The organism is Actinosynnema pretiosum (assembly GCF_024171695.1).
Taxonomy (GTDB): domain Bacteria; phylum Actinomycetota; class Actinomycetes; order Mycobacteriales; family Pseudonocardiaceae; genus Actinosynnema; species Actinosynnema pretiosum.
In genome coordinates this window covers 55,867-78,711 of sequence record NZ_JAMTCF010000006.1, presented here as the reverse complement: position 1 = coordinate 78,711, position 22,845 = coordinate 55,867, and the positions used below count along the sequence as shown (strand labels likewise).

The 22,845-nt window shown below is 68.5% G+C and carries 14 protein-coding genes and 1 pseudogene; 8 read left to right on the top strand and 7 right to left on the bottom strand.

The window, feature by feature from the left end; genetic code table 11:
• Positions 1–68: 68 nt before the first annotated feature.
• Positions 69–641 carry a DUF3885 domain-containing protein gene (locus tag LV78_RS13685; protein WP_253845638.1) on the bottom strand — a complete coding sequence of 191 codons (573 nt, stop codon included), beginning with the start codon at positions 639–641 and terminating at the stop codon, positions 69–71.
• A gap of 1,180 nt (positions 642–1,821) precedes the next feature.
• On the opposite strand from LV78_RS13685, the gene LV78_RS13680 reads away from it, so the two are divergent.
• Positions 1,822–2,151 (top strand): type 2 periplasmic-binding domain-containing protein, encoded by a 330-nt coding sequence (locus tag LV78_RS13680; protein ID WP_253845637.1) that lies wholly within the window; start codon positions 1,822–1,824, stop codon positions 2,149–2,151.
• Between the two features lie 302 nt (positions 2,152–2,453).
• Here the strand turns inward: LV78_RS13680 and LV78_RS13675 are convergent, their stop codons facing one another.
• Both LV78_RS13675 and LV78_RS13670 read right to left on the bottom strand, forming a co-directional pair.
• Positions 2,454–2,639: a hypothetical protein gene (locus LV78_RS13675; RefSeq protein WP_253845636.1), complete on the bottom strand. Its 186-nt coding sequence runs from the start codon at positions 2,637–2,639 to the stop codon at positions 2,454–2,456.
• A 170-nt stretch (positions 2,640–2,809) separates the two neighbouring features.
• Positions 2,810–3,499: a hypothetical protein gene (locus LV78_RS13670; protein ID WP_253845635.1), complete on the bottom strand. Its 690-nt coding sequence runs from the start codon at positions 3,497–3,499 to the stop codon at positions 2,810–2,812.
• 346 nt (positions 3,500–3,845) lie between these two features.
• Between LV78_RS13670 and LV78_RS13665 the strand changes: the two are divergent.
• The 3 genes and pseudogenes from LV78_RS13665 to LV78_RS13655 all read left to right on the top strand — a co-directional run.
• A pseudogene (locus LV78_RS13665) lies at positions 3,846–3,989 on the top strand (IS5/IS1182 family transposase); the annotation flags it as partial.
• Positions 3,990–4,261: 272 nt separating this feature from the next.
• A complete protein-coding gene (locus LV78_RS13660; RefSeq protein ID WP_253845634.1) occupies positions 4,262–4,687 on the top strand; it encodes a hypothetical protein in 426 nt (141 codons plus the stop codon).
• A 570-nt stretch (positions 4,688–5,257) separates the two neighbouring features.
• Positions 5,258–6,178 (top strand): CPBP family intramembrane glutamic endopeptidase, encoded by a 921-nt coding sequence (locus LV78_RS13655; protein ID WP_253845633.1) that lies wholly within the window; start codon positions 5,258–5,260, stop codon positions 6,176–6,178.
• A gap of 272 nt (positions 6,179–6,450) precedes the next feature.
• Here the strand turns inward: LV78_RS13655 and LV78_RS13650 are convergent, their stop codons facing one another.
• Positions 6,451–6,774 (bottom strand): hypothetical protein, encoded by a 324-nt coding sequence (locus tag LV78_RS13650; RefSeq protein WP_253845632.1) that lies wholly within the window; start codon positions 6,772–6,774, stop codon positions 6,451–6,453.
• Positions 6,775–6,873: 99 nt separating this feature from the next.
• Complete coding sequence (locus LV78_RS40715) at positions 6,874–7,005, bottom strand: hypothetical protein (protein WP_301306515.1); 132 nt, start codon at positions 7,003–7,005, stop codon at positions 6,874–6,876.
• Between the two features lie 296 nt (positions 7,006–7,301).
• On the opposite strand from LV78_RS40715, the gene LV78_RS13645 reads away from it, so the two are divergent.
• The 4 genes from LV78_RS13645 to LV78_RS13630 all read left to right on the top strand — a co-directional run bounded on the left by LV78_RS13645 (position 7,302) and on the right by LV78_RS13630 (position 18,832).
• Positions 7,302–10,781: a LamG-like jellyroll fold domain-containing protein gene (locus tag LV78_RS13645; protein ID WP_253845631.1), complete on the top strand. Its 3,480-nt coding sequence runs from the start codon at positions 7,302–7,304 to the stop codon at positions 10,779–10,781.
• 97 nt (positions 10,782–10,878) lie between these two features.
• Positions 10,879–17,595 carry an RHS repeat-associated core domain-containing protein gene (locus LV78_RS13640; protein WP_253845630.1) on the top strand — a complete coding sequence of 2,239 codons (6,717 nt, stop codon included), beginning with the start codon at positions 10,879–10,881 and terminating at the stop codon, positions 17,593–17,595.
• Between the two features lie 38 nt (positions 17,596–17,633).
• Entirely contained in the window at positions 17,634–18,035 is a 402-nt protein-coding gene (locus LV78_RS13635; RefSeq protein ID WP_253845629.1) for a hypothetical protein, read from the top strand.
• 311 nt (positions 18,036–18,346) lie between these two features.
• Complete coding sequence (locus tag LV78_RS13630) at positions 18,347–18,832, top strand: site-specific integrase (protein ID WP_253845628.1); 486 nt, start codon at positions 18,347–18,349, stop codon at positions 18,830–18,832.
• A 243-nt stretch (positions 18,833–19,075) separates the two neighbouring features.
• Here LV78_RS13630 and LV78_RS41595 read toward each other — a convergent pair whose 3' ends face one another.
• Entirely contained in the window at positions 19,076–21,937 is a 2,862-nt protein-coding gene (locus tag LV78_RS41595; RefSeq protein ID WP_253845627.1) for a CHAT domain-containing protein, read from the bottom strand.
• Positions 21,930–22,844: a hypothetical protein gene (locus tag LV78_RS13620; protein WP_253845626.1), complete on the bottom strand. Its 915-nt coding sequence runs from the start codon at positions 22,842–22,844 to the stop codon at positions 21,930–21,932. The genes LV78_RS41595 and LV78_RS13620 overlap by 8 nt, the downstream gene beginning before the upstream one ends.
• Position 22,845 lies beyond the last annotated feature (1 nt).

Here is a 22,845-nt window from a genome sequence, read left to right as displayed (position 1 = left end):
AGCGCTTCCCCTCCACGACGCCCGACACCCTCGTCGAACGCGCGAACGCCCTCTGCTCAGGAGCGGTTCTACAGCCCCGCCGGGTGCGCGGAGAGCCAATCCGCGTGCCGCGCGCGCAGTCGGTCGCGCTCGGCGCTCGTGGTGAGGACGACGTCCGCGCCGCCGTCGTACGGGTGGTAGACCCGCTGCAGATCGACGTCGGTGATCAGTACTCCCGCAGTGACGTCGTCAGCGACGGCGCGCAGCAGCGCGTCGACGCAGCCGCGTTCCCAGGGGATCCGGCTCACGTACAAGTGCGTGTAGACCGGATCGTCCGGATCCGTATCGGTGAGGATCGAGGTCCAGTGGTGCGCCCCTGGGTTCCACCGCGTTCGTTCGTGCGGGCGTCCGGGCGGCGTCGCGGCACTGGACCAGTCCGATGTGACGACGTGGACGTCGAGACCGGCGAACAGCTCGTCGAGGACCGTGTTGTAGCGGTCCAGCACGACCACCCACTCACCCTCGGTGTCCGGGTAGCGCTTGGACTCCGGCAAACTGTGAAAGCGCACCCACCGATCCCGCTCATGGCGCAGTTCGTAGCCGATGGGCGGGCAGTCCGGCCAGCGCTCCTGCCACCGGCGCAGCAGTTCCTCGTCGGGCACCGGGGCACACTACCCCCGCCAACCGCCACCTGCTCGTTCCACTCGACACCGGTACCGCGTCCCGCTGCGCCGCGAACCCGTCGAGGACCGCCATCAGCAGATCCGCGTCGCTGTCCGCCTTCACCGCGAGCACAAGTTTCGGCTCGTCCTCGCCCGCCCCGCCTGCTCCAGCAGCACCTACCCAGCGGAGGGCGCCCCGGTGGGTCTCCCGCTCGACAGCACCACGCCGAGATCCGCGCACCGCACGTCTATTGGGCGTTCCTGCCGCCGGGGCAGAACGAACCCGATACCTGCGGCTGACCACACCGGACTGGCCGCCGAGGTCGCTTGGCTGGCCCCGTCCGCCGCCCACGTCTCCAACAGGATCAGGCCATCTGCTGCTGGCGTGCCCTTGGGCGCGGTGTAGATGTTCAGGAGCAGGCCCGGTGCCAGCGAACAGCGTCATCGAGACAGAACAGGTGGGTGCGCTCGGCCTCTATGCCGCGGCGCGGCGAGCTTGGGAACTCCTTGATCTCGGCGCACTGGTCAGGCGTGGGCACTCCGGCCACGAGTACGAGTGCCGATCATGCGTGGCCGAGTGAGGTCGTCTTTTCCGTGGAACCACCGTAACGGACACCCGGTTAATCACGATTCCTGAGTACGGCGCACCGATCCACGGAGTTGTTACCGCATGGGGGACAGGTGATTTTCCGGACTGGATCTCCGAGTTCGGGACGATCTTCGTCCTTATATTCGCGGCCTCGGCGGTCGCGGTGAACCGCCGCACGCACCGCATCGAATCGGACCGCCACCGGATCAGCGCGGCGCAGCGTGAGCAACAGCAACGTGTGGGCGCTAGCGGAGATCCCTTCCAGATCTGACCGCTGCTCACCAGCGCGGGCGGGTGGCTCTTCAAGCGATCACCCGATGGGAAGTCGCGAACCGACGTTGTCGGCTTGGACAGCCCCGAGTCCGTGCGGGCTTTCGCGCAGCTGCGCGAACTCGGCGAGAAGGGTCGCGGTCTGCCGCGCCGCTCGATAGGGGCGGAAGAGGCAGCGAACCTCTTCCTGGCAGGCAGGACGCCCTACTTGATCAGCACCTCGGACGCGTTCCTCAAGGTGAACGGCGTGTTCCCCACCCTCGCGGTGGGGCCGGTCCCCCCCCGTTCCTGGGAGGTGCCCCCGCACGCGGGTTCAGCCTGGTGCACGGTTCCATCATCAGGAAGGGCGCGAAGCACAAGGTCGTCGCCCAGGACCTGTTCGCGGACTACCTCACCCACGAGTACGTGATGAACGCGTTGTCCAGGAGTGCCGGTGCGCCGACCGCGCTGCGCAGGGAACCTGCCGTCGACCCGCTGCCAGAAGCTTTGCACCCGATCTGTGAGAACGCCGACCCGATGCCGTCGCTGCCGCGGATGGGCGAGATCTGGCGTGTTCTGGAAAAAGCCGAGTTCGCCGCAATCGCGGGTGAACCTGCGGACGAGACGGCCACGAAGGCCGCTGCGCGGGTAAGGGAGATCCTGCGAGGCTGAAGGTTGTCCCGTGACGGCGAGTTGCCACAGTCGATGATCTTGGCGTGGAGCAGGTGATCGGTGCGGACCGTTGCCCATCGAGGTGGTGAGCAGACCAGCAGCGTCCGGCTTGCCGTACCCCGGCCGAGTCCGGCCTTCCCCGCCGAGAAAACGACGTGGGGCCGCACCCCGTTCCGGGTGCGGCCCCACGGGCTGAAGGTGTCGACGGCTACTTTACGACCAGCTTGCCGCTGGGCATCAGCATGCCCAGCCGCTCGCTGATCCAGGAGGCGATGTCGTCGGCGTGCGCCTGGGTAGCCCCGCTACGGGTCTCGGTCGAGCCGTGGCAGCCGCGCGGTCACGCGGTGCGTGACCGCGAGCAGCTCGGGCCCCGAGACCGGTGTCACCGGCAGCAGGCGGGGCACCACGACCATCGTGGGAACGAGGGCAAGCACCTCGTGGACATCGTGATCGCCACCGTCCGCAACCTCGGCATGGTCGACGTGCACACCTACTCGTGCTCGCCGGGGACACCTCGACCCTGGTGCGCAACGAGGGGGCCAGACCTGGCCCAACCTCATGAAGAACACCCTGCACCAAGGGCTGGCCTTCGCCGACGGGCTCGGCGCTGGTCGCGGGAGGAGTTGTTCCTGTCGCTTCCCTGACCGGATTGAGCGGGTTAGCGCTGGTGCAGGTCCTCGACTGAACCGAAGGCGGTGAACCGCCCGTACGGGCGGCGCTCCCAGTCGTCCAACTCCGGGTGCTTGACCGCCACCTCGGGCAGGAGGAGCAGCGTTCGCGGCCGGAAGGTGACGGCCTCGTCGCCTCCCAGGACGACCTCGCCCATGTCGAACTCGTCGTGCGTGCGTCCCAGCGGATCGATGGACAGTCCCACCACCGAGGGCTCGATCAGGTCCACCTGGTTCAACACGAACTTGATCATGTCCTCCTCGCTCACCTCGGGCCGGTACTCGTCGTACGTGCCCACGAGGATCACCTCGCCGTTGTCCAGTTGGAAGGTATGCATCACCACCGGGTGCTGCTCCTCGGGAATGTTCGTCAGCACCACCCAGCCTGAACCAGGCAGGGAGAACTGCTCCAAGACCACCTCCGGCGTCACCTGGTACACCGTGTACGAGAAACTGTCGTACGGCCCCAGCCACCAGACCACGTACTGGCTCTCCCGGTCCTGGAGCGCCAATCGCCGCACAACCTCTTCCCGTTGCACGGGAATCGGCTCACCTTGATCGTCGTAGTCACCGGTGAGGATCACCCCTACTGGGTTCGCCATGACCGCGCCTGCCGCCTCGAGGGCTGCGACCCGCGCCGCCGCCCGCTCCGCAGACCAGCCTGTCTGGTAGACCTCCATAAATCCATCCGACACGAACTTTACTCCTTTGGGAAGATGTGGACTTTCTTGGCGTCGCCCCAGCGCGCCACAATATTGAGCACCTCTTGCGGGGTGTCCTAATCGAAGTATGCCATGACCTTTGCGTCATGCTCACCGGCGGCATGCTTGAGAACCTCCAGGTCGCTACCGAGTCGAAGCAAAGGCTTGGGTGTGACACTTTTACTGGGCCTCCGATTAAAATTGGTTCCCCATCTTCCCTTCGCATATCGAGGCCGGTGCTGCCAATATTTGGAATTACAACATCAAGGCCCTTTCCCTTGACCTCCTGTCAGAATGAGTCATTTTCATCCAAGGTTCGATGTCCAACCAGGCACGTGTCCGCATCCGCGCATTCGGCGAACATGTCGTCTCGCTGCTCAAGGACTGGAAAGTCCTGGCCAAGCTGCGCTGCTGCCCGCGTCGGGCCACCATGGTCGTCGCGGCCATCCTCGTCCTGCGCCACATCGAGACCCGCCTCCAGTCAAGGCGAAAAAGGTTCGCTGTTTTGCTGAGGGCGCCGCTCGCCACGCCTCCGCTGCTCAGCCTGTACCGTGACCTGAGACATCACGATGAAAACGGTCCAGTGACGGCCAGAGTCGGGCAGTGATGGTACCACGATCGACATCAACAAGCCCGGCGTCAAAAAGGGGCGTAATGTCCACATCGGATGGTGATTTCCCAAAAGTTCACACCCCTAAAAAGTGAAAGCGCGCAGAAAATGTCACGAGCAAGTTCTGGCACATGATCGAATACGAATACGATAAATTCGTGAACTTTCGACATTTCGCCTGGGAGCGTCCGCACGGCCACGCTTTTCGGTGGGTCCTGGAAAAGCGCTTCGAGTTGGTCGACGCAGATGCGACCGATTGGCAGGTGGTGCGGGCGCTGATCGATCACGAGCATTTTCGTGACGCTTACGCCGGTGGCGGTGTCGAACCGGAGGGGCAACGGCACGGCCCCTACTTGCTGAAGAGCATCACCGTGGAAGCGTACGAAGCGGTGAACAAAAATGCCGTGATCGAGGAGTTGGCGTCGTGGACACGCCGTTTCGCCCCCGCGCCACCCCCGCTCTTGGACGCGCTGGCGGTACTGTTCGACGAGGTCTTCGGAAAGGCGACCAGCCTGTACCGCCTCAAAGACCTGGGCAGGGGGGCGTTCCACGACTGAGGTGGTGTGCACGACGAGTTCCACGAGTTCGTCGCCATCGACCGCGTGGCCGGGAAAGTCACCCTGCTGGTCGGTACGGACGACTGACGTCCCACCGGCCCGAGGAGCGACGAGACGGCCGCCGAGTCAGGATCTGGTGACCGGTCGGTGAGCGCCGCGTGGCGCGCCCCTCCACTCCGGATTCGGGCTCAACCACTGCTCGGCCTCGGCCACCGGCTCGCCGCACCGCTCCGCTCCGCGTGGTCCGCCGGCTGGTCCCGCCCGATGCTGCCCACCGTGAAGGACCGCGACTCCGGGGTGGCGAAGACGGTGCACCGCGACCCGTTGCTCGAACAACTCCCGGAACCGCGGGGCCGGATGGCGGCGCGGTTCTCCAGCCTGTCGGGAAGCGGGCGGGGTGGGGTATAGCGGGCTGTACCGCGAGTGGTGTGCTCTGCGGGATCGTGCCCGCCCCGCCACGCCCCTAGCGTTGGCCATGCGGCGCCGCCCCCCTCCCCGGTTCCCCAGACCGTCCTCAGTGGATCGCGGACGGCGCCGCTCCCCTTGTCGGACAACGAAGGAGGAGTGCCCGTGGACACCGTCCCCGACCAGTCGAGCGGGCTGCGCGGCGTGCTCGCCCGGCACCCGATCAGCGCGTTCTTCGTGCTGTCGTTCGTGCTGAGCTGGCTCGCGTGGACCCCGTACGTCCTGTCCCGCAACGGCGTCGGGGTGTGGGACTTCGCCTTCCCCGAGATCCTGGGCACCTCGCAGCTGGCCGGTGTGCTGCCGGGCGCCTACCTCGGCCCGCTGGGCGCGGCGTTCCTGTGCACGGCGGCGGGCGAGGGCAGGCCGGGACTTCGCCGGTGGGCGGGCAGGCTCACCCGCTGGAACGTGAACTGGCGGTGGTACGTCGGCGTCATCCTCGGCGTGCCGCTGGTGCTGGCGGTCACCACGTTCGCCGTGGCCGAGGACCGGGGTTCGCTGACCATGCCGCCCGTGATGGTCCTCGTCGCCTACCTGCCGATGCTGCTGCTCCAGGTGCTCACCACCGGCCTGGCCGAGGAGCCGGGCTGGCGGGACTACGCGCTGCCGCACCTCCAGCCGAAGCTGGGTCCGCTGCTGGGCAACGTGCTGCTCGGCCCGATCTGGGGCCTGTGGCACCTGCCGCTGTTCTTCACCGACTGGGGCGCCCGCGACTCCTCGACGCAGACCATCGCGCTGTTCGTGGCGGGCGCGACGACGATCAGCTTCGTGATGACGTGGGTGTTCAACCGCACCGGGGAGAGCCTGCCGCTGGCGATGATCCTGCACAGCGGCGTGAACAGCTACTTCTCGCTGGTGTGGCCGTCGATGGTGCCCGAGGACCAGGTCGCGGGCCACGGCAGCTCCGGGATCGTCATCCTGCTCGCGGGCGGCACGGCGACGCTGGTGCTGCTGGTCGTGACCAGGGGCAGGCTCGGGTACCGGCGTCCCGAGGCCGTCGAGGGCAAGTGGGAACCGGCCCAGGCGTGACGGGCCGGAAGGGCGGGGTGCCCGAGAGTGCCCCGCCCCTCGCGCGTCAACCGCTCGGTCTCGGCGGGCGACTTCGCCGCGTCGTCCTTCGCGCCGGGCTTGGGCAGCGCCTTGAGCCGCTTGCCGTGCTCGTCGAGCACGAACGGCCGCAGCGCCTCGTCGAAGCCGACGCTGAACAGGCGCGGCCCGTAGTCGAGCAGCAGTGCCGATTCCTCGTCGAGGTCGAACGTGGGCACGAGCCGGCAGGCCAGCTGCTCGCCGGTCAGGCCCAGTCACTCGGCGATGTCCGAGATCCGCTCGGTGACGCGCTGCTCCAGCGCCTTGAACTTGACCCGCTGCGCGATGCCGATGAGCGCGACGTCCGTGCCGACGCGGGCGAGCACGTCCAGGCCGTTGACCGCGTTATGGTGCTGCGACTGGCCGGGCCACGTCCTGATCAGCGGGACGAGCCGCGCGACGGTTCCGTCGTCGCCGAGCACGTCCGGTGACAGCAGCGCCCACACGTCCTTGGCGGGCATCCCGCCTGCGATTCGCAGGTCGAGCACGCCCCACGCGAAGCGGACCGGTGAGGCCTCGTTGCACACCTCGCGCAGCACGTCCAGGCCCGCGTGGCGGGTGTCCGTGGGGTCGGGGCATAGCGAGCACGGTGACCACGTGGGCCACCGATTCGGCGGGGAGCGCCTTCCGGTCGCGGGTCATGAGCCCTGGCAGCCCGACGGGCTCGCACCACGAGCAGGGCCGGGGCGGCGGCGGTAGCTGAGGAACACGTCGAACTGGTAGTCGTCGCGCAGGGGCACAAGTCCAAGGAACTCCGTGGGAACCGCCACGTCCGGTCATCGCCGGGGCGGAAAGCCTGTTACCCGGCTCACTTCGCAGGTCGAGGACATCGGGCAACCCTCCCTGCCCGGCTCCTCGCGCGCAGGGAGGCCCGGCGCCATGCCAGGCACGCTGTCCGCAGAAATCACATTAGTCCGAAAAGTCCATCCAACTACGACATTCGGCTACTGATCCACTACTGCATTCGGCGTTGTCTTCACGGCGATCACACGTCATAGTTTCACCGCATCGGGGGAAGAACACGGATTTCCAGGGGGCGGGCGCGGACCCGCCGGGGGGTTGCACCATGCGTTCACGCGCACATGCGCGGGGCTTCGCCCTGCGCTTCTTCGCCATGGGCACAGCCCTGGCGGCACTTGCCGGCGGGGTGGTCGCGCTGCCCGCGACCGCCGTTGCCGCACCGGCCGCGCAGCCCGTGCCGACCGAGGCGGCCGACGAGGCCACCGCCGGGAGGTACGCGGCCAAGAGCGGGAAGTCGGTGCTGGTCACCTCGGCCACCACCGAGACCGACGAGCTCAAGGCCAACCCGGACGGCACGATGACGCTCACGCAGCACGTGCAGCCCGTCCGGGTCCGGCGCGGCAGCGGGTGGACGCCGGTCGACCTGACGCTGGAGCGCAGGGCGGACGGCACGCTCAGGCCCAAGGCCGCGCCCGTGCAGGTCGCGTTCTCCGCCGGTGGCCAGGGCTCGGTCGGCAAGCCGATCGCGAAGGTCGCCGAGTCGCTGCACGAGGTGGGCATCGGCTGGACGCGCGACCTGCCCGCGCCCGTGCTCGACGGGTCGACCGCGACCTACCGCGAGGTGCTGCCCGGCGTCGACCTGAAGGTCGAGGCGGAGCTGAGCGGGTTCAGCCAGGTGCTCGTGGTGAAGGACCGCGAGGCCGCCAGGAACCCCGAGCTCGGCAAGATCGCCTTCCGCACGCACACCGGCTCCGTCCGCGTCGAGGAGGGGCAGGCCGACGGGGAAGGCCTGATCGCCCGCAACGGCAGCGGCACGCCGGTGTTCTCCGGTGACGCCTCGCGCATGTGGGACTCGTCCAGCCGCGCGGCGGACAACCAGACCGGCGGCCCGCAGGAGGGCGACCGGCTCGCCGAGATGGGCGTCGAGGTCGGCAAGGACACCGTGGCGATCAGCCCGGACCAGCGGTTCCTCCAGGACCCCAAGACCGTGTACCCGGTGCTGCTCGACCCGGAGTACTCGTGCACCAACTGCGGCAAGACCCACCACAACGTGGTGCAGTCGCCGCCGGAGTGGGCCAACGCGCACAACTACGACGCCACCGGCGGCCAGATGAACGACCTGAAGGTGGGCTACCTCAACAAGTCCTCCCTCCAGGCGAGCACCAACGGCATCTCCCGTACCTACGTGCAGATGAACACCACGCCCATCCACGGCAAGTACGTCGCCTCGGCGACGCTGCGCACCAAGGTGGTCAACAGCTACGCCTGCGGCACCGCGTCGCCCACGCAGATGTGGCTGGTCGGGGGGATGGACTGGAACACCACCTGGAACAACCAGCCGCAGTGGTACCGACTCCTGTCGGAGAACAACCGCACCAACAACCCCGGCTACTGCCCGAGCGACGGCGGCGCCGACTTCGACGTGACCTCGGCGGTCCGCGAGGCAGCGGACGCCCGTTGGGGTTCCACGGCGTTCATGCTCAAGGCGAAGAACGAGAACGACCTGAACAACTCGTGGCGCCGCTTCGACCTCAACCCGTACCTGGAGGTCAAGTACAACAGCTACCCCAACGCCCCGGCCGACCTGGGCATGGAGTCGTGGGGCGGCGGTCCGGCCGACGCGCTGCCGTGCGTGACCGGCTCGAACCGGCCCGTGCTGGCGACGAGGACGCCGAGGCTGCGGGCGCGGCTGACCGACCCGGACGGCGGCATCCTGGACGGCGGCTTCCGGCTCTACAAGGGCCCCGCGTCGGGCTACAGCTGGAACGGCGCGGAGTTCTACACCACCGACGTGCCGTCCGGCTCGTTCGGCCAGGCCACGGTCCCCGGCGGCTGGGTCTCCTCCGAGGGCGTGCACTCGTGGCAGGTCTGGGGCGGTGACCGGCAGTTCCACACCTGGTCGGCGGTGTGCGAGTTCGACGTCGACACCGTCGCGCCCAACACGCCCGCCGTGTCCTCGTCGGACTACCCGGCCACCGGGCTCAACGGCATGGTCGGCCGCACCGGGACGTTCACCCTCAAGCCCAACGGGAACACCGGCACCGGCGGCGCGATGGACGTCGTCCGCTACGGCTGGTCGCTCAACGACGACACCGCCACCCGCTTCTCCGCGCCGGTGAGCGCGGCCGACGGCACGGTGACCGTGCAGGTCACGCCGACCCTGGCGGGCACGAACACGCTGCACGTCACCGCGTTCGACAAGGCGGGCAACCGCGCCGCAGCGAACGCCGTGTACCGATTCGGCGCGGCCGAGCCCACCGGCGTCAAGGCCGCGTGGACGCTCAACGAGACCTCCGGGAACACCTCGGCCGACGTGAGCGGCAACCGCAGGCCCCTGACCCTCGCAGGCGGTGCCGCGTTCGGCCCCGGCTACTCGGACAACGGCATGGTGGGCGGCGGCTACGCCACCACGACCGGTCCGGTCGTGGACACCGCGCGCGCGTTCTCCACCGCAGCCTGGGTCCGGCTCGACCGCAAGGACGACTACTACACCGCGCTGAGCCAGGACGGCACCAACCTCAGCGGCTTCTACCTCCAGTACAGCAAGGACGTCGACCGCTGGTCGGTCAGCGCGACCGCCGCGGACGACGTGAACTCGCCCTCGGTGCGCGCCTCCTCGTCGACCGCGCCACAACTGGGCGTGTGGACCCACCTGGCCGCCACCTACGAGCCGAACTCCCGCAAGCTCACCCTCTACGTGGACGGCAAGCCGCAGGGCAGCGCCACCGCGACCCTGTGGCCCGCCAACGGCAGTTTCGTCGTCGGCGGCGCCAAGCGGGGCGGCCAGCGGGTCGACCTGCTGCCCGGCGCGATCGACCAGGTCCAGGTGTGGGACCGGGTGATCAGCCCGGCGGAGGCGGCGTCCGCGGCGAACTCCGCGGTGCTGCGCGCCCGCTACCGGCTCGACGAGCAGACCGGCACGACCACGCGCGACTCGGTGACGGGCACGGTGGGCACGCTGTCCGGCAACGTCACCTGGGGCGGTGTCGAGGCCGACCCGGACGACCCGAACCAGGTGCTCGGCAGCGAGGAGAAGTGGCTCACCTACGACGCGTCGTGGACCGGCCAGGTGGAGGCGGTCAAGCCCGCGCTGGTGCGCACCGACCGCTCCTACACGGTGTCGGGCTGGGCCCGGATGCCCTCGCTGGACCAGCCGAGCAGGGCGGTGGTCTCCTTCGGGGACGCCAAGTTCTCGCCGTTCATGCTGTCCTACCGGGGAGACCTGCGCAAATGGGGCTTCCTGGTGGGCAAGTCACCCGTGGGTGAAGGTGGTTGGTTCGCCTTGTCGGACAACCAGGTCGCCGAGGGCGAGTGGACCCACCTGACGGCGGTCTACGACGCCGTCACGGGCCAGATCAGCCTGTACGTCAACGGCGAGAAGCAGAAGTCCTACCTCCACACGGCCGCTGACGGGACCGGTGTCACGGGCTGGGACAGCTCCGGCCCGCTGTGGATCGGCCGAGCCGTCTGGACCGGCCAGAAGTCCGACGTCTGGAAGGGCGATCTCGACGACATCCGGGTCTACACCGGTGTCCTCACCCCGACCCAGGTCCGCGCGATCCACGCCGACACCTGGCACGGATAACCGCTCCCGCCCGCTGTTCCCCCTCCCTGTGAAAGGCCCTGCCATGAGCGCAGCCGCGCGAAGGAAAAAGGCTCTGAGAGCCGTCGCGCTCGGTGTCGTGCTGGTGCTGACGACCTCCACCGCCCACGCCGTGGCGGCCCCGGCGCGCACTGGTCCGTCCCTGCCCCTGCTCCAGCAGGACAAGTCGGTCGAGGTCACCCCCGTGACCCCGGTGGGCACCGCGGGCTCCACCCAGGAGTCCGCGCTGCCCGCCCCGGCGGTGTGGCCGGACACGGCCACCAGCGAGGTCTCGTTCGCCGCGACCGGCGGCACCCCGGAGCAGGCTGCGGCCCGCGCGACGGGCAAGCCGATCCGCGCCACGGGCACCCCCGTCGCCATCGCCCCCGAGAAGGGGCGCGGCGGTTCGGGCAAGGTGCGCGTGCAGGTCCTGGACCGCAAGTCCTCGCCCGGCGCCGTGGTGTTCAGCCTCACCGACGTCGGCGGCGTCGCGGACACCCCGCTGTCGGTCAGCCTGGACTACCGCGCGTTCGCGTCCGGGTACGGCGGTGACTACGCCTCGCGGCTGCGGCTGGTCACCCTCCCGGACTGCGCGCTCACCACCCCGAGCAAGGACTCCTGCCGGATGGCCACCCCGGTGGAGGGGGCGCGCAACAACACCGAGGCCGGTCGGCTGGAAGCCACGACCACCCTGGAAACCGGGATCGCCACCTCGGCGCTCCTGGCGGGCTCGAAGCCCAAGGCCACCAAGGTGTTCGCGGCGGTCGCCGCCGCAGCGAGCTCCTCGGGCACCTACACCGCCACCTCGCTCGCACCGGCGGGCTCGTGGAGCGCGGGCGGCTCAGCGGGCGACTTCTCCTACGGCTATCCAATGCGTGTCCCTCCCGCCGTCGCGGGCGGCACACCGCTGCTCTCGCTCGGCTACTCCGCGCAGAGCCTGGACGGGCGCACCTCGTCCACCAACAACCAGGCCTCCTGGGCCGGTGACGGCTGGGACATCTCACCCGGCGGGTTCATCGAGCGGCAGTACAAGCCCTGCGCTCTGGACCTGGGCGGCAACAACGGCCAGACCAAGACCGGCGACCAGTGCTGGGCCACCGACAACGCCACCATCAGCCTCGTCGGCGTGTCCGGGAAGCTGGTGAAGGACAAGACCACCGGCCAGTGGCGCGCGCAGAACGACGACGGCGCGCGGATCGAGCGCTTGACCGGCGCGGCCAACGGCGACAACGACGGCGAGCACTGGAAGGTCACCACGCCGGACGGCAGCCAGTACTTCCTGGGCCTGAACCGGCTGCCGGGGTGGGCGTCGGGCAAGCCCGAGACGCAGTCGACGTGGACCACCCCGGTGTACGGCAACAACACCGGCGAGCCGTGCAACGCGGGCACGTTCGACGCCTCCTGGTGCCAGCAGGCCTACCGCTGGAACCTGGACTACTCCGTCGACCCGAACGGCAACGTCACCACCTACTACTACGAGCGCGAGTTCAACCACTACGGCCGCAACATCGACCCGGCCAAGGGCACCCAGTACGTGCGCGGCGGCTACCTCAGCCGCGTCGAGTACGGCCTGCGCTCGGACGCCGTCTACGGCGCCCCGACCGCGAAGGTCGACTTCGAGACCGCCGAGCGCTGCGTCCCCGGCGGCTCGGTCACCTGCGCCCCCAACCAGATCAGGACCGCGCCGGGCTCGTGGCCGGACGTCCCGGCCGACCAGCTGTGCGACGCGGGCGAGAAGTGCACCGACCGCAACTCCCCGGCGTTCTTCACCACCAAGCGGCTCACCAAGGTCATCACCCGCGTCACCAACGGTTCCGGCGGCTGGCAGGACGTGGACTCGTGGTCGCTGACCCACCAGTTCCTGCCCACCGGTGACGGCCTCTCGCCGTCGATGAACCTCACCTCGGTCGTCCACACCGGACACGTCGGCGGCACGATCGCCCTGCCCGCCACCACGTTCACCTACAAGGCGCTGGACAACCGGGTCAACAGCAGCACCGACAACCTCGCCCCGCTGACCCGCCACCGGATCGTCGCCATCGGCGGCGAGGCGGGCGGCCACACCCAGGTCGAGTACAGCGGACCGGACTGCGTCGCGGGCTCCCGGATGCCCGCCTCGCCCGAGTCGAACACCCTGCGCTGCTACCCGACGTGGTGGACCCCGGAGGGCGCGACCCAGCCGATCCTGGACTGGTTCCACAAGTACGTCGTCACCACCGTGGTGGACGACGACCGCACAGGTGGCTCCAGCCTGGTCAAGACCAAGTACGACTACCTCGGCGACGGCGCGTGGCACTACGACGAGGCCGACTTCGCCGACCCGAACCGCCGCACCTGGTCGCAGTGGCGCGGCTACGGCGCGGTGCGCACCACCAAGGGCGAATCACCGGGCGTCCAGACCGTGACCGAGGTCGTCTACGGCCGGGGCATGGACGGCGACAAGCTCCCCAACAACGGCACCCGCACCGCGTGGGTGTCCACCAGCGAGGGCGAGCCGGTCCGCGACGTCGACCGGATGCGCGGCTTCGTGCGCGAGTCCCGCCAGTACGAGGGCGGCAAGCTCGTGTCCGCCTCCGTCAACGACCCCTACCAGCCCGACACGCCCAGTTCCACCGACGTCCACGGCAACAAGGCGTTCGTCAACGGCGTCGCAGCGGTGCGCGGGCGCACCCTGCTGGAGAACGGCTCGTGGCGCCGCACCCAGGTGAACAAGGCGTTCAACGCCGAGGGCATCGCCGTGCGCGTCGAGGACCTCGGCGACCTGGCCGTCACCGGCGACGAGAGCTGCACCAGGACCACCTACGCGCGCAACGAGGCCGCGTGGATGATCACCTACGCCCAGCAGGTCGAGACGGTGGTGGGCACCTGCTCGGTGACCGCGTCGCAGAGCACGGTCCAGTCGCTGGCGCGCTCGTCCTACGACGGCCAGGCCAGCGGCGTCGCGCCGACCAGGGGCCTGATCACCAAGGCCGAGGTGCTGGACAAGTGGGACGCGTCCGGGCAGAGCTGGATCACCGCGTCCAGGGCGTCCTACGACGCGTACGGCCGCCCCACCGAGGTGTGGGACGCCAACGACCAGAAGACCACCACCGCCTACGTCCCCGCGACCGGGCCGGTGCGGGAGCTGTGGAGCACCAACGCCCTCGGGCACGTGAGCAAGGAGCACGTCGAGTCCGCCTGGGGCGCCTCGGTGGCGTCGGTGGACGCCAACAACCGGCGCGCCGACCTGTCGTACGACGCGCTCGGCAGGGTGACGGCCGCGTGGCTCCCCGGCCACGCCAAGGGGACCGCCCAGCCCGACGCCGCCTTCGAGTACCAGTACAACACCGACCGGCCGACGGTCGTGGTGTCCAAGCAGTTGCAGGACAACAACCAGTACCTGTCGTCGTACACGCTCTACGACGGCCTGCTGCGCGAGCGGCAGACCCAGTCGCCCGCGCCCAACGGCGGCCGCATCGTCGCGGACACCTTCTACGACTCGCGAAGCCTGCCCACGAAGGTCAACGGCGCGTACTGGAACGAGTCCGCGCCGGGCGGTGGCCTGGTCGGGGTGCTGGACAACGCCGTTCCCGGCCAGACGCTGACCGAGTACGACGGCATGGAACGGCCCACCGCAGCCATCTTCCGCAAGCTCGGAGTCGAGCAGTGGCGCACCACCACCGCCTACGGCGGCGACCGCGTGCACAGCACCCCGCCGTCCGGCGGGACGGCGACCACGATCGTCAGCGACGCGCAGGGCCGCACCACCGAGAAGCGCCAGTACACGGCGGGTTTGGGCAGTGCGTTCGACGCCACTAAGTACGCGTACACGGCGTCCGGCCTGCTGTCGTCGGTCACCGACCCGGCGGGCAACGCCTGGAAGTACACCTACGACCTGCGCGGTCGCCTCACCGCGACGGACGACCCGGACACCGGGCGCAGCACCTCGGTCTACAACGCCGCGGGCCAGGTGCTCAGCACCACGGACTCGTCCGGCAGGACCATCGCGAACACCTACGACAAGCTCGGCCGCCAGACCGGCCGCTACGCGGGGTCGTTGTCGGGCGCGAAGCTCGCCGAGTGGGAGTACGACACCCTCGCGGGTGGGCTGGGGATGCAGACCCTGTCGCGGAGGTTCGTCGACGGGCAGACCTACCTGACCAAGACGAACGGCTTCGACGCGGGAGGCCGCCCGACCGGCGTGAAGGTGATCCTGCCCGCCGCGAAGGAGGGCGTGCTCGGCACGACCTACGAGCTGCGGCAGGGCTACACGTACACGGGCAAGCCCAGCGTCACCACCTACGTGGCGGTGAACTCCGGCGGGAAGCAGATCGTCTCGCAGGAGGGCGTCGGCACCTACTACAACAGCATGGGGCTGCCGGAGCAGTTGGTCGGAGGCTCCGACGTCTACGTCAGCCAGACCAGCTACTCCAGCTACGGCGAGGTGCTGCGCCAGACCTACGGCAACGACGGCACCGGCGCCGAGAACAACGTCTGGGTCACCAACAGCTACGAGATCGGCACGCGCAGGCCGGAGTCCACGGTCGTCGACCGCGAGACCATCCCCTCGCAGTCCAGGACGGTCGACCGGAAGTACACCTTCGACCCGAGCGGCAACATCACCCGAATCTCGGACCTCAACGACGTCCAGTGCTTCGGCTACGACCACCTGCGCCGTCTGAACGAGGCGTGGACGCCGTCGTCGGGCGACTGCGCCAAGCCCAAGGCGACCACCGCCCTCGGCGGCGCCGCCCCGTACTGGCAGTCGTGGACGTTCGACAAGACCGGCAACCGGCTGACCGAGACCCAGCACGCGACCGCGGGCGACACCGTCCGCACGACGACCTACCCGGCCGCCGGGGCGCCGCAGCCGCACACGGCGCGGTCGGTGACCACGAAGTCGCCGAACACGACGGCGGTGGACACGTTCGGGTACGACGCGTCCGGCCGCACCACCTCGCGCAAGATCGGTGGTGACACCCAGACCCTGGAGTACGACGCCGAGGGCCGGGTGTCGAAGGTCGTGACCGGTGGGAAGGCATCCACGTACCTGTACGACGCGGACGGGACGAGGCTGATCAGCCGCGAGCCGTCGGCGACCACGGTGCACGTGTTCGACCAGGAGATCCGGCTGGAGACCGGGACGTCCACGCCGACGTGGACCCGGTACTACAGCCACAACGGCAAGGCCGTGGCGGTGCGCAACAGCGTCACCGGCCTGAAGTGGCTGATCGCCGACCACCAGGGCACCAACCAGCTGTCGATCTCCAAGGGCGACCTGGCCGTCACCCAGCGCCGCCAGACCCCGTACGGCGCCCTGCGCGGCGCTGCGGTCCAGTGGCCGGACAAGCTTGGGTTCGTCGGCGGGCGCAACGACGAATCGGGCCTGACCCAGGTCGGGGCGAGGCTGTACGACAACGCCTCGGGCCGCTTCCTGTCCGCTGACCCGATCGTCGACAACAACGATCCGCAGCAGATGAACGGTTACGCGTACAGCAACAACAGCCCGGTCACGATGAGCGACCCGACCGGGATGATCGTGAGCAACTGCGGTGTCGACGGGTTGCTGTGCGGCGGCAAGCGCATCGAGGCCATCCACGGCAGCGTCGAGCAGTTCAACGCCGCGCGTCAGTCCTTCAAGCGGGCGATTCAGACGCAGGTGAAGACCTACAACGCGGAGCTCAACGCGGGCCTCAGGAAGAAGGGCATCAGCGAGGAGCAGCACCAGCAGGCGTTGAAGGACGCGAACAAGACGAAGTGGGATGTCATCAAGGAGGTCGTCTGGGAGGCGATCAAGGACATCTCGGGGTGGAACGACATCGTCAACTGCTTCTCGGAAGGCGATATCTGGGCCTGCGGCGGCCTGGTGTTCGGCTTGGTGCCGTGGGGCAAGGCAGGCAAGATCATCGAAGCCGGGTTCACCGCGTTCAGGGCGGTCGAGAAGCTCGCGGCGATCGTGGAGAAGGCCAAGGGAGTTCTCCGGCAGGTCGAGGAGGTCGTGGAAAGCGCCGTCAAGGCGGTGACGGAGCGGTTTAGGAAGGTCGGCGGCAGTTGCACGCTGCACAGCTTCGTCGCCTCGACCAGGGTCGTGATGGCGGACGGCTCGGAGAAGCCGATCTCCGAGATCGAACTGGGCGACAAGGTCAAGGCCACCGACCCGGCGACGGGGGAGACCGCGGACCGCGAGGTCGTCGGCACGCTCGTCCACGGGGACGAGGGCGACATGACCGAGCTGACCGTCCGGGCTGAGGACGGTTCGGCGGGAACTGTCGACGCGACCTCGTGGCACCCGGTGTGGGTGAACGCGCAGGGCCAGTTCGTCAAGATCGGCGACCTGAAGCCCGGTCAGCGCCTGACCTCGGCGGACGGCACGTCCCCGGTGGTGACGGACGTGCGGCGCTACGCTCACTTCGAACCGGTGTACGACCTGACGGTCGAGGGTGTCCACACGTACTACGTGGTCACCGGCGGCGTGGACTTCCTGGTCCACAACTGCGGGCGCAGCGTTGATGAGTTGTACGCCAGTGGCACCATGCCCTTGAAAAAAGTGGGCGGAGACAGCGTGGCGTCTAGGGCTTACCAGAAGCACTCGGAAGGTCCGGACCGTCTTGACACCACGCTACCTGTTCTGAATTCTGGTAAAGATAGGCGCGATATTGCAACGTATCTCATCGAAGATTTGTTGACTAACCCGAAGTCTGTTATGCGATCATGGAATCACTCAGATCATGGTGAAATAATTGAACTTATGCTGCCTGATGTGGGTGCGCGATGGAAGGCTTCTGGTCAGTTCATCGGTTTTACCGATCATCCTAATTTTCGGCGGGGAGGCTCGTGAGCGTGCATGTCTGTAGGGAAGTTCTAGATAGGATTAAGGTGAACAGGGGGGACCTTCTGGAAGTTTGCATTCCTGACTCTAGTTACGAAGACTGGAAGCATGCGGTGGCGGCGATTGCATCCTCAAAGGCTGAATCAAGTATCGTTGGTCCGAATGGAAAAATTCCAGTTCAAATTTTTCCTAGAATTTTTTCTGAAGACTTTCAATTGGATTATTTGATGACGGTTAAGCTTGGTCGCCAAGTGTTGACAACTCGGTTTTACTCGGAAGATCTCGTTGATTTTCAGGCGACTGTCGATAGGGTTGAAAATCTGGAAGACTTGAACGATTTGTGCGGTTTTATGGAGGTGATACAAAAGGCAACCGGGAAGCGTACAATTCTTATTGCGGAATCTATTGACCCTTACGGGGTGAAGCCTTATGTTGTGCTACCTGGTTGATTTTTTAATAATTTGACAGTTGAGGCGACCTCGGTGAGGTTTTGGTCTGTTCTCCAACCGTGTTCGTAGCGGGTGCAGGCCAGTGCTGGGGCGACGATCCGGGAGGTGCTGGCGCTCGCCGGGCGGTGTTCACCCGCCATCGGTGTCCTGGTAGTGACGGCGGCTTACACGGGGCTGCGCTGGGGTGAGTTGGCCGGACTGCGCTGGTCGGGGGCGATCTGGACGGCGGGGTCGTCTCGGTCGATCCGCAGAGGGGGCGCTGCACGAGGTGGGCGGGAAGTTGGTGCTCGGGCCGCCCAAGACCAAGGCCGGTGCACCTGCCGCCGTTCCTGGTGGGGATGCTGCGCCGGCAGTGGGAGCGGCAGGTGGGCGAGCATGTGTTCACCGGGCCCGGTGACGGGTTGTTGAGGCGGGCGAACTTCCGGCGGCGGGTGTGGTTGCCCGCGGTCGCCGGGGATCTGGCTCGCGAGTGGGGGCCGATCCTGACGGGTCTTCACTTCCACGATCTGCGGCACACGCAGAAGACATGGTTGATCGAGGACGGGGTGCCGGAGGTGTTGCAGTACAAGCGACTTGGGCACCGCATGGCCGGGGTGTCGGCCCGCTATTCGCACGTGACGCAGGTCATGGTCGACGCGATGCTGCGGGGGATGCAGGCGCGGTGGGAGCAGGCGTTGGATCACCCATTGGGGTTGACCACATACGGTGCCGACGATCACTCCATGATCGTTTGCTCCCAATCTGCTCCCAAGTGCGCAGATCGGCCGGTAGGTGATGATCACCTACCGGCCGTCTGACCTGCTGTATTCCGCTGTGGACGATACTGGGATTGAACCAGTGACCCCTACCGTGTCAAGGTAGATCAACATCTACTCTGACCTGCGGAAACGGTAAACCTGTAAGCTTTTGGCGGTGGTTAGTTGCGGTTGGGGGTCGTTGGTCGCGGTTCACCGCTTCCGGCTGCTCCCAGCCTGCTCCCATGAAGTTGCTCCCACGGTGCCGTTTCGGGGACTGCCTGCCGAGCAGGTCTGTGGGTGGGGTCAAGTGCCGTGGTAGCTGAACGCCGCCCAGTCACGTGGGTGTCGGTGGGCGCGTTCGCTGGGGTCGCGCAACCGGAGCGCCCGTGCCAACCTTTTGTCCCCGGCAGTGGTCAGGTCGGTTGCTTTCTCGGCGTTGCTCGTGTCCCGCAACCACGTCTGCGCCCGGCGGAGCGCTTCAGCGGGCTGGTGCCCCTCGACGTGCCACAGATGGTGGAACCGCACGGTCAGCAGAGCCGCTGTTTCGCCACGCACCGGCCACTGCGTGGCGAGCACACCCGCGTACCCGGCCTGGAGCAGTCCGGTGGGCAGGCTGACCACCTCGTCGGGCAGGACACCTCCCGGCCGGTCGGTGTCGCACGCCGAGAGCACCGCCAGTTGGGCGTGGCCAGTGGGGAGCGCGAGGACGTCGGCCAGTGTCAGTTCCTCGTCGCCTGCCAGCACCAGCGCGCTGGTGAGCGGTCTGGCGGGTCGGGCGATCCCGTGGACCGCGAAGTGCGCGATCCGCGCCCCCGGCAACCGCTCCAGCACCGCCGCCCTGGTGGCACCGGTCCCCAGGAGGACCTCCGCATCCGGGTGCAGGCGCGCGACGGCCTCGGCCTCCTCCTCGGCGTGTGTGACCGGGCCGAAGGCGGAGGAGGGCTCGGGGGCTGCGACAACCAGGGCGTGACCGCCGGTATCGCGCATGTCGGACAGGCCTGCGGTGAACGCCCTGGTGTTGGGCGCGTAACCGAGGGTGCACCGGTCGATCCAGTACTCCCGACCACCCGGCACAGGCCGCCAGGCCGCGTGCAACGGCAGCATCGCCAAGCGACCGGACGCCACCAGCACCACCCGTCGTGCCCGCACGACCGGCAGAAGCGGGACGACGATCGAGTCCCACACCCACCGCCCGACCGCGTCCAGCACGCCTGCCCACTCCCCGCCACCACGACGCGCGTCGGCCATGGCCTGCGCGCGCCTGTGCACTGCGGCCCGGTCCGCACCTAGATCGACCGAGCTGACCTCCCCGTCCTCGACCACCAGCGCCACCCCGCCCGCCTCGGCACAGGCGAGGTGCACCACCGCGACACCCTCCGGTACGGAGGCCAGCAGATCCGAACTGGAGGAACGGGCCAGGAAGCGCTCGTGGCCGGGCACCGCGCGGATGCCCTCGACCGCGTCGTCCACCGCCTTCCGCGCCAGGCGCAACACCTGGGGGTCCGCGTCGTGCCGGAGCAGCCCCGCGAGTTCGTCCGCCGCGCTGCGGTAGGTCTCCGCCAGCGGCCGGAACCCGGATTCAGCGAGCCCGGTCAGCTCGGCTCGTCCCAGGTCCAGTGCCTCGGACACGAGCCTGGCGCGCCCTGCCTCAGCCGCCTCCAGCGCGGCCTCCACCCGGCCTAGACGGGTCAGCGCGTGCACTGCCTCATCGGCCAGCCCCTGCGCATCGACGAGCCAGGTCTCCTTATCGCTGCGCAAGACCTGCGCCCGGAACAGCTCGTCGGTCGCCGTGAGCGCCGCCTCGTAGGCCTCGCATGCCTCCGGCCACGCTTGCCGCGCCGACGCCCATCGACCCCAGTGCTGTGCCGCGCTCAGCGCCCACTCGACCGCTGACACCATGCCATCGCGCACCGCGGCGCGGAACAGGGTAACCGCCTCTGCCAGGTGTTCGGGTGAGCCTGTGGCGTCGGCGAGGGTTTGCAGCGCAAGGGCCAGGTTGTACTCGCGCGAGGCCCGTTCCGACGCTGCGTGGCCGGTGAGCGCCAGCGCCGTCCGGTACTGGGCCACCGCGCGCTCGCCGTATGCCTGGTTGCCGGTCACCTGCCACGCCACGGCCAGCGAGTTTCCCGCGTTGTTGTGCCGGGACGCGGCTTGCCAGTCACCGGGCTTGGTCGCCAGATCCGCCCGCTGCTGGAAGTCCACCGCACCCCCAAGGTCCACGGGGTCGCCGTACGCCTGGAACCTGGTGAGCAGCACGTTGCCGCAATTGGTCAGCGCGGCGGGTACTGGTTCAAGATCGGCCGTGACAGCCTCGAAGGTGATGTCGACCGCCCGGTCGATGTCTGCGCGGACCTTGGTGCGCAGGAAGCGGCGGCGCAAGAGGCTGCTGAGCGTCATCTTGCCCACCCGCGCCGTTCCCGGCGACATCAGGTGGTCGGGCACGAGGATGAACTCCTCCAACAGCCGGATAGCCCGGTCAAGGTCGTCGAGGCCACCTCGGCGGTCGTTCCGCGCAGATAGCGCTTCCGCGAGCACGTACTTGAACCGGTGCCCCATCGGGCTCGACCCGGCGATGTCGACGGCTGCAGCGGCTTGGTCGACCGCCTCGTCCACCATGCCGGGGACGTCGGACTCGCGCGCCAGCGTCAGCAGCGCGTTGGCCAGCCCTGTGCGGCACAGCGCGAGCAGTCGCGTGCCGCTGTTCGCGGCCTGGACGGCGGCACGGGCCTGCTCGACAGCCGTTGCGAGCAGTTTCGGCGCGCTGGTGCGCAGGTAGAGGTTGAGCGAGGTGTTCCCGTGCACGTAGTGGACCCTGGCTCGCCACGGGCCGGTCTCAGGAGCAAGTGCTGCGGCCCTGTGTGCCAGGTCGAGGGAGGAACGCAGGTGCTCCTCGGCCCCGCCCACTCCTGCCCAGTTGGTGACGATGGCCGTGCGCACCAGCACGGCCAGCTGGAACTCCTTCGGGGCCGCTCGAAACCGTCGGTGATCGGTGATCGAGGTGCACGCGGTGCAGAGCCGGGTGAGGGCGTCGCGGTCCGCGTCCAGGACGAGGGCGACCAGCGCCTCGCCTGCGACGGCGACCTCGGCCCGGTGGCGTCGTGGTGGTGTGGGCAGCGGCGGCCAGTCCAGCCAGTGCTCGGCCTCGGCCAGGCGCGGGTTACTCACGGATCGGTCCGCGTTGTAGGAACCTGCTCAGCTCGGCACCCGCCAGCGCCTCGGCTTCCGGGTCGTCGGGCAGTTCGCGGCCGAGCGCCTCGTACAGGTCCTTCCGGTGCAGGTCGTACGAAGCTTGGACGAGCTGGCCGTAAGTGGTTGCCGACGACCTGGCGAGCCGGTACCCGATGGTCGTCGCGACGAGCGCGACCGGCAGCGCCCACCAGGTGAAGACCGTCCACACCGCGATGAGAAGGCCCCACGACCAGAGACGTGCGTGTTCGTCGAGCCGGGATCTGGCGGTGGAGAGTTCGGCGCGGACGTGCTCGGGCAGCAGCAGCCACAGGTGCGGCCAGCAGACGACGGCCTCCAGGCCGTAGCGGTGCCTCGGCCGGGTCTCGGCCGCCCGCAGGACGTTGCCGAGCCTGGTGGGCATTCGGTCTGCGGGGTCTGCAGGCTGCGTGCCGCGCCAGGCGGTCAACCGTAGGTAGGCGCGGTGATCACCTCCGGTGAGGTCGGCGCGGGCGGTCGCGAGAGCGCGCCAGCGCGCGGTCCTGCGATCGGCGTGCCAGCTGCGCACCACCATGACGAGCAGCCGGATCGGGGTCGCCACCGCTGGCCAGTAGCCCTCCATGGTCCGGATCAGGGGCTCCGTCGTGCTCTCGGAGAGCCGCGTGGAGGTGGCGACCAGCAGCAGCACCCCGAGCACCGCGCAGGCCTGCGCCACGACCGACGAGGCGCCGGGCCCCGCTTTCCAGGCCGCTTCCAGCGCCACCCAGCCCCGACCGGTGAGGCCGCCTCGGGCGTGGACCCACGCCAGCAGGCCGGCGCCCCAGAACGCCAGGGCGGGGGAGACCAGCAGCGACGCCCACCGCTCGGCGGCCTTCCCGCCGAAACCCGACCACACGCTCCCGAGCACG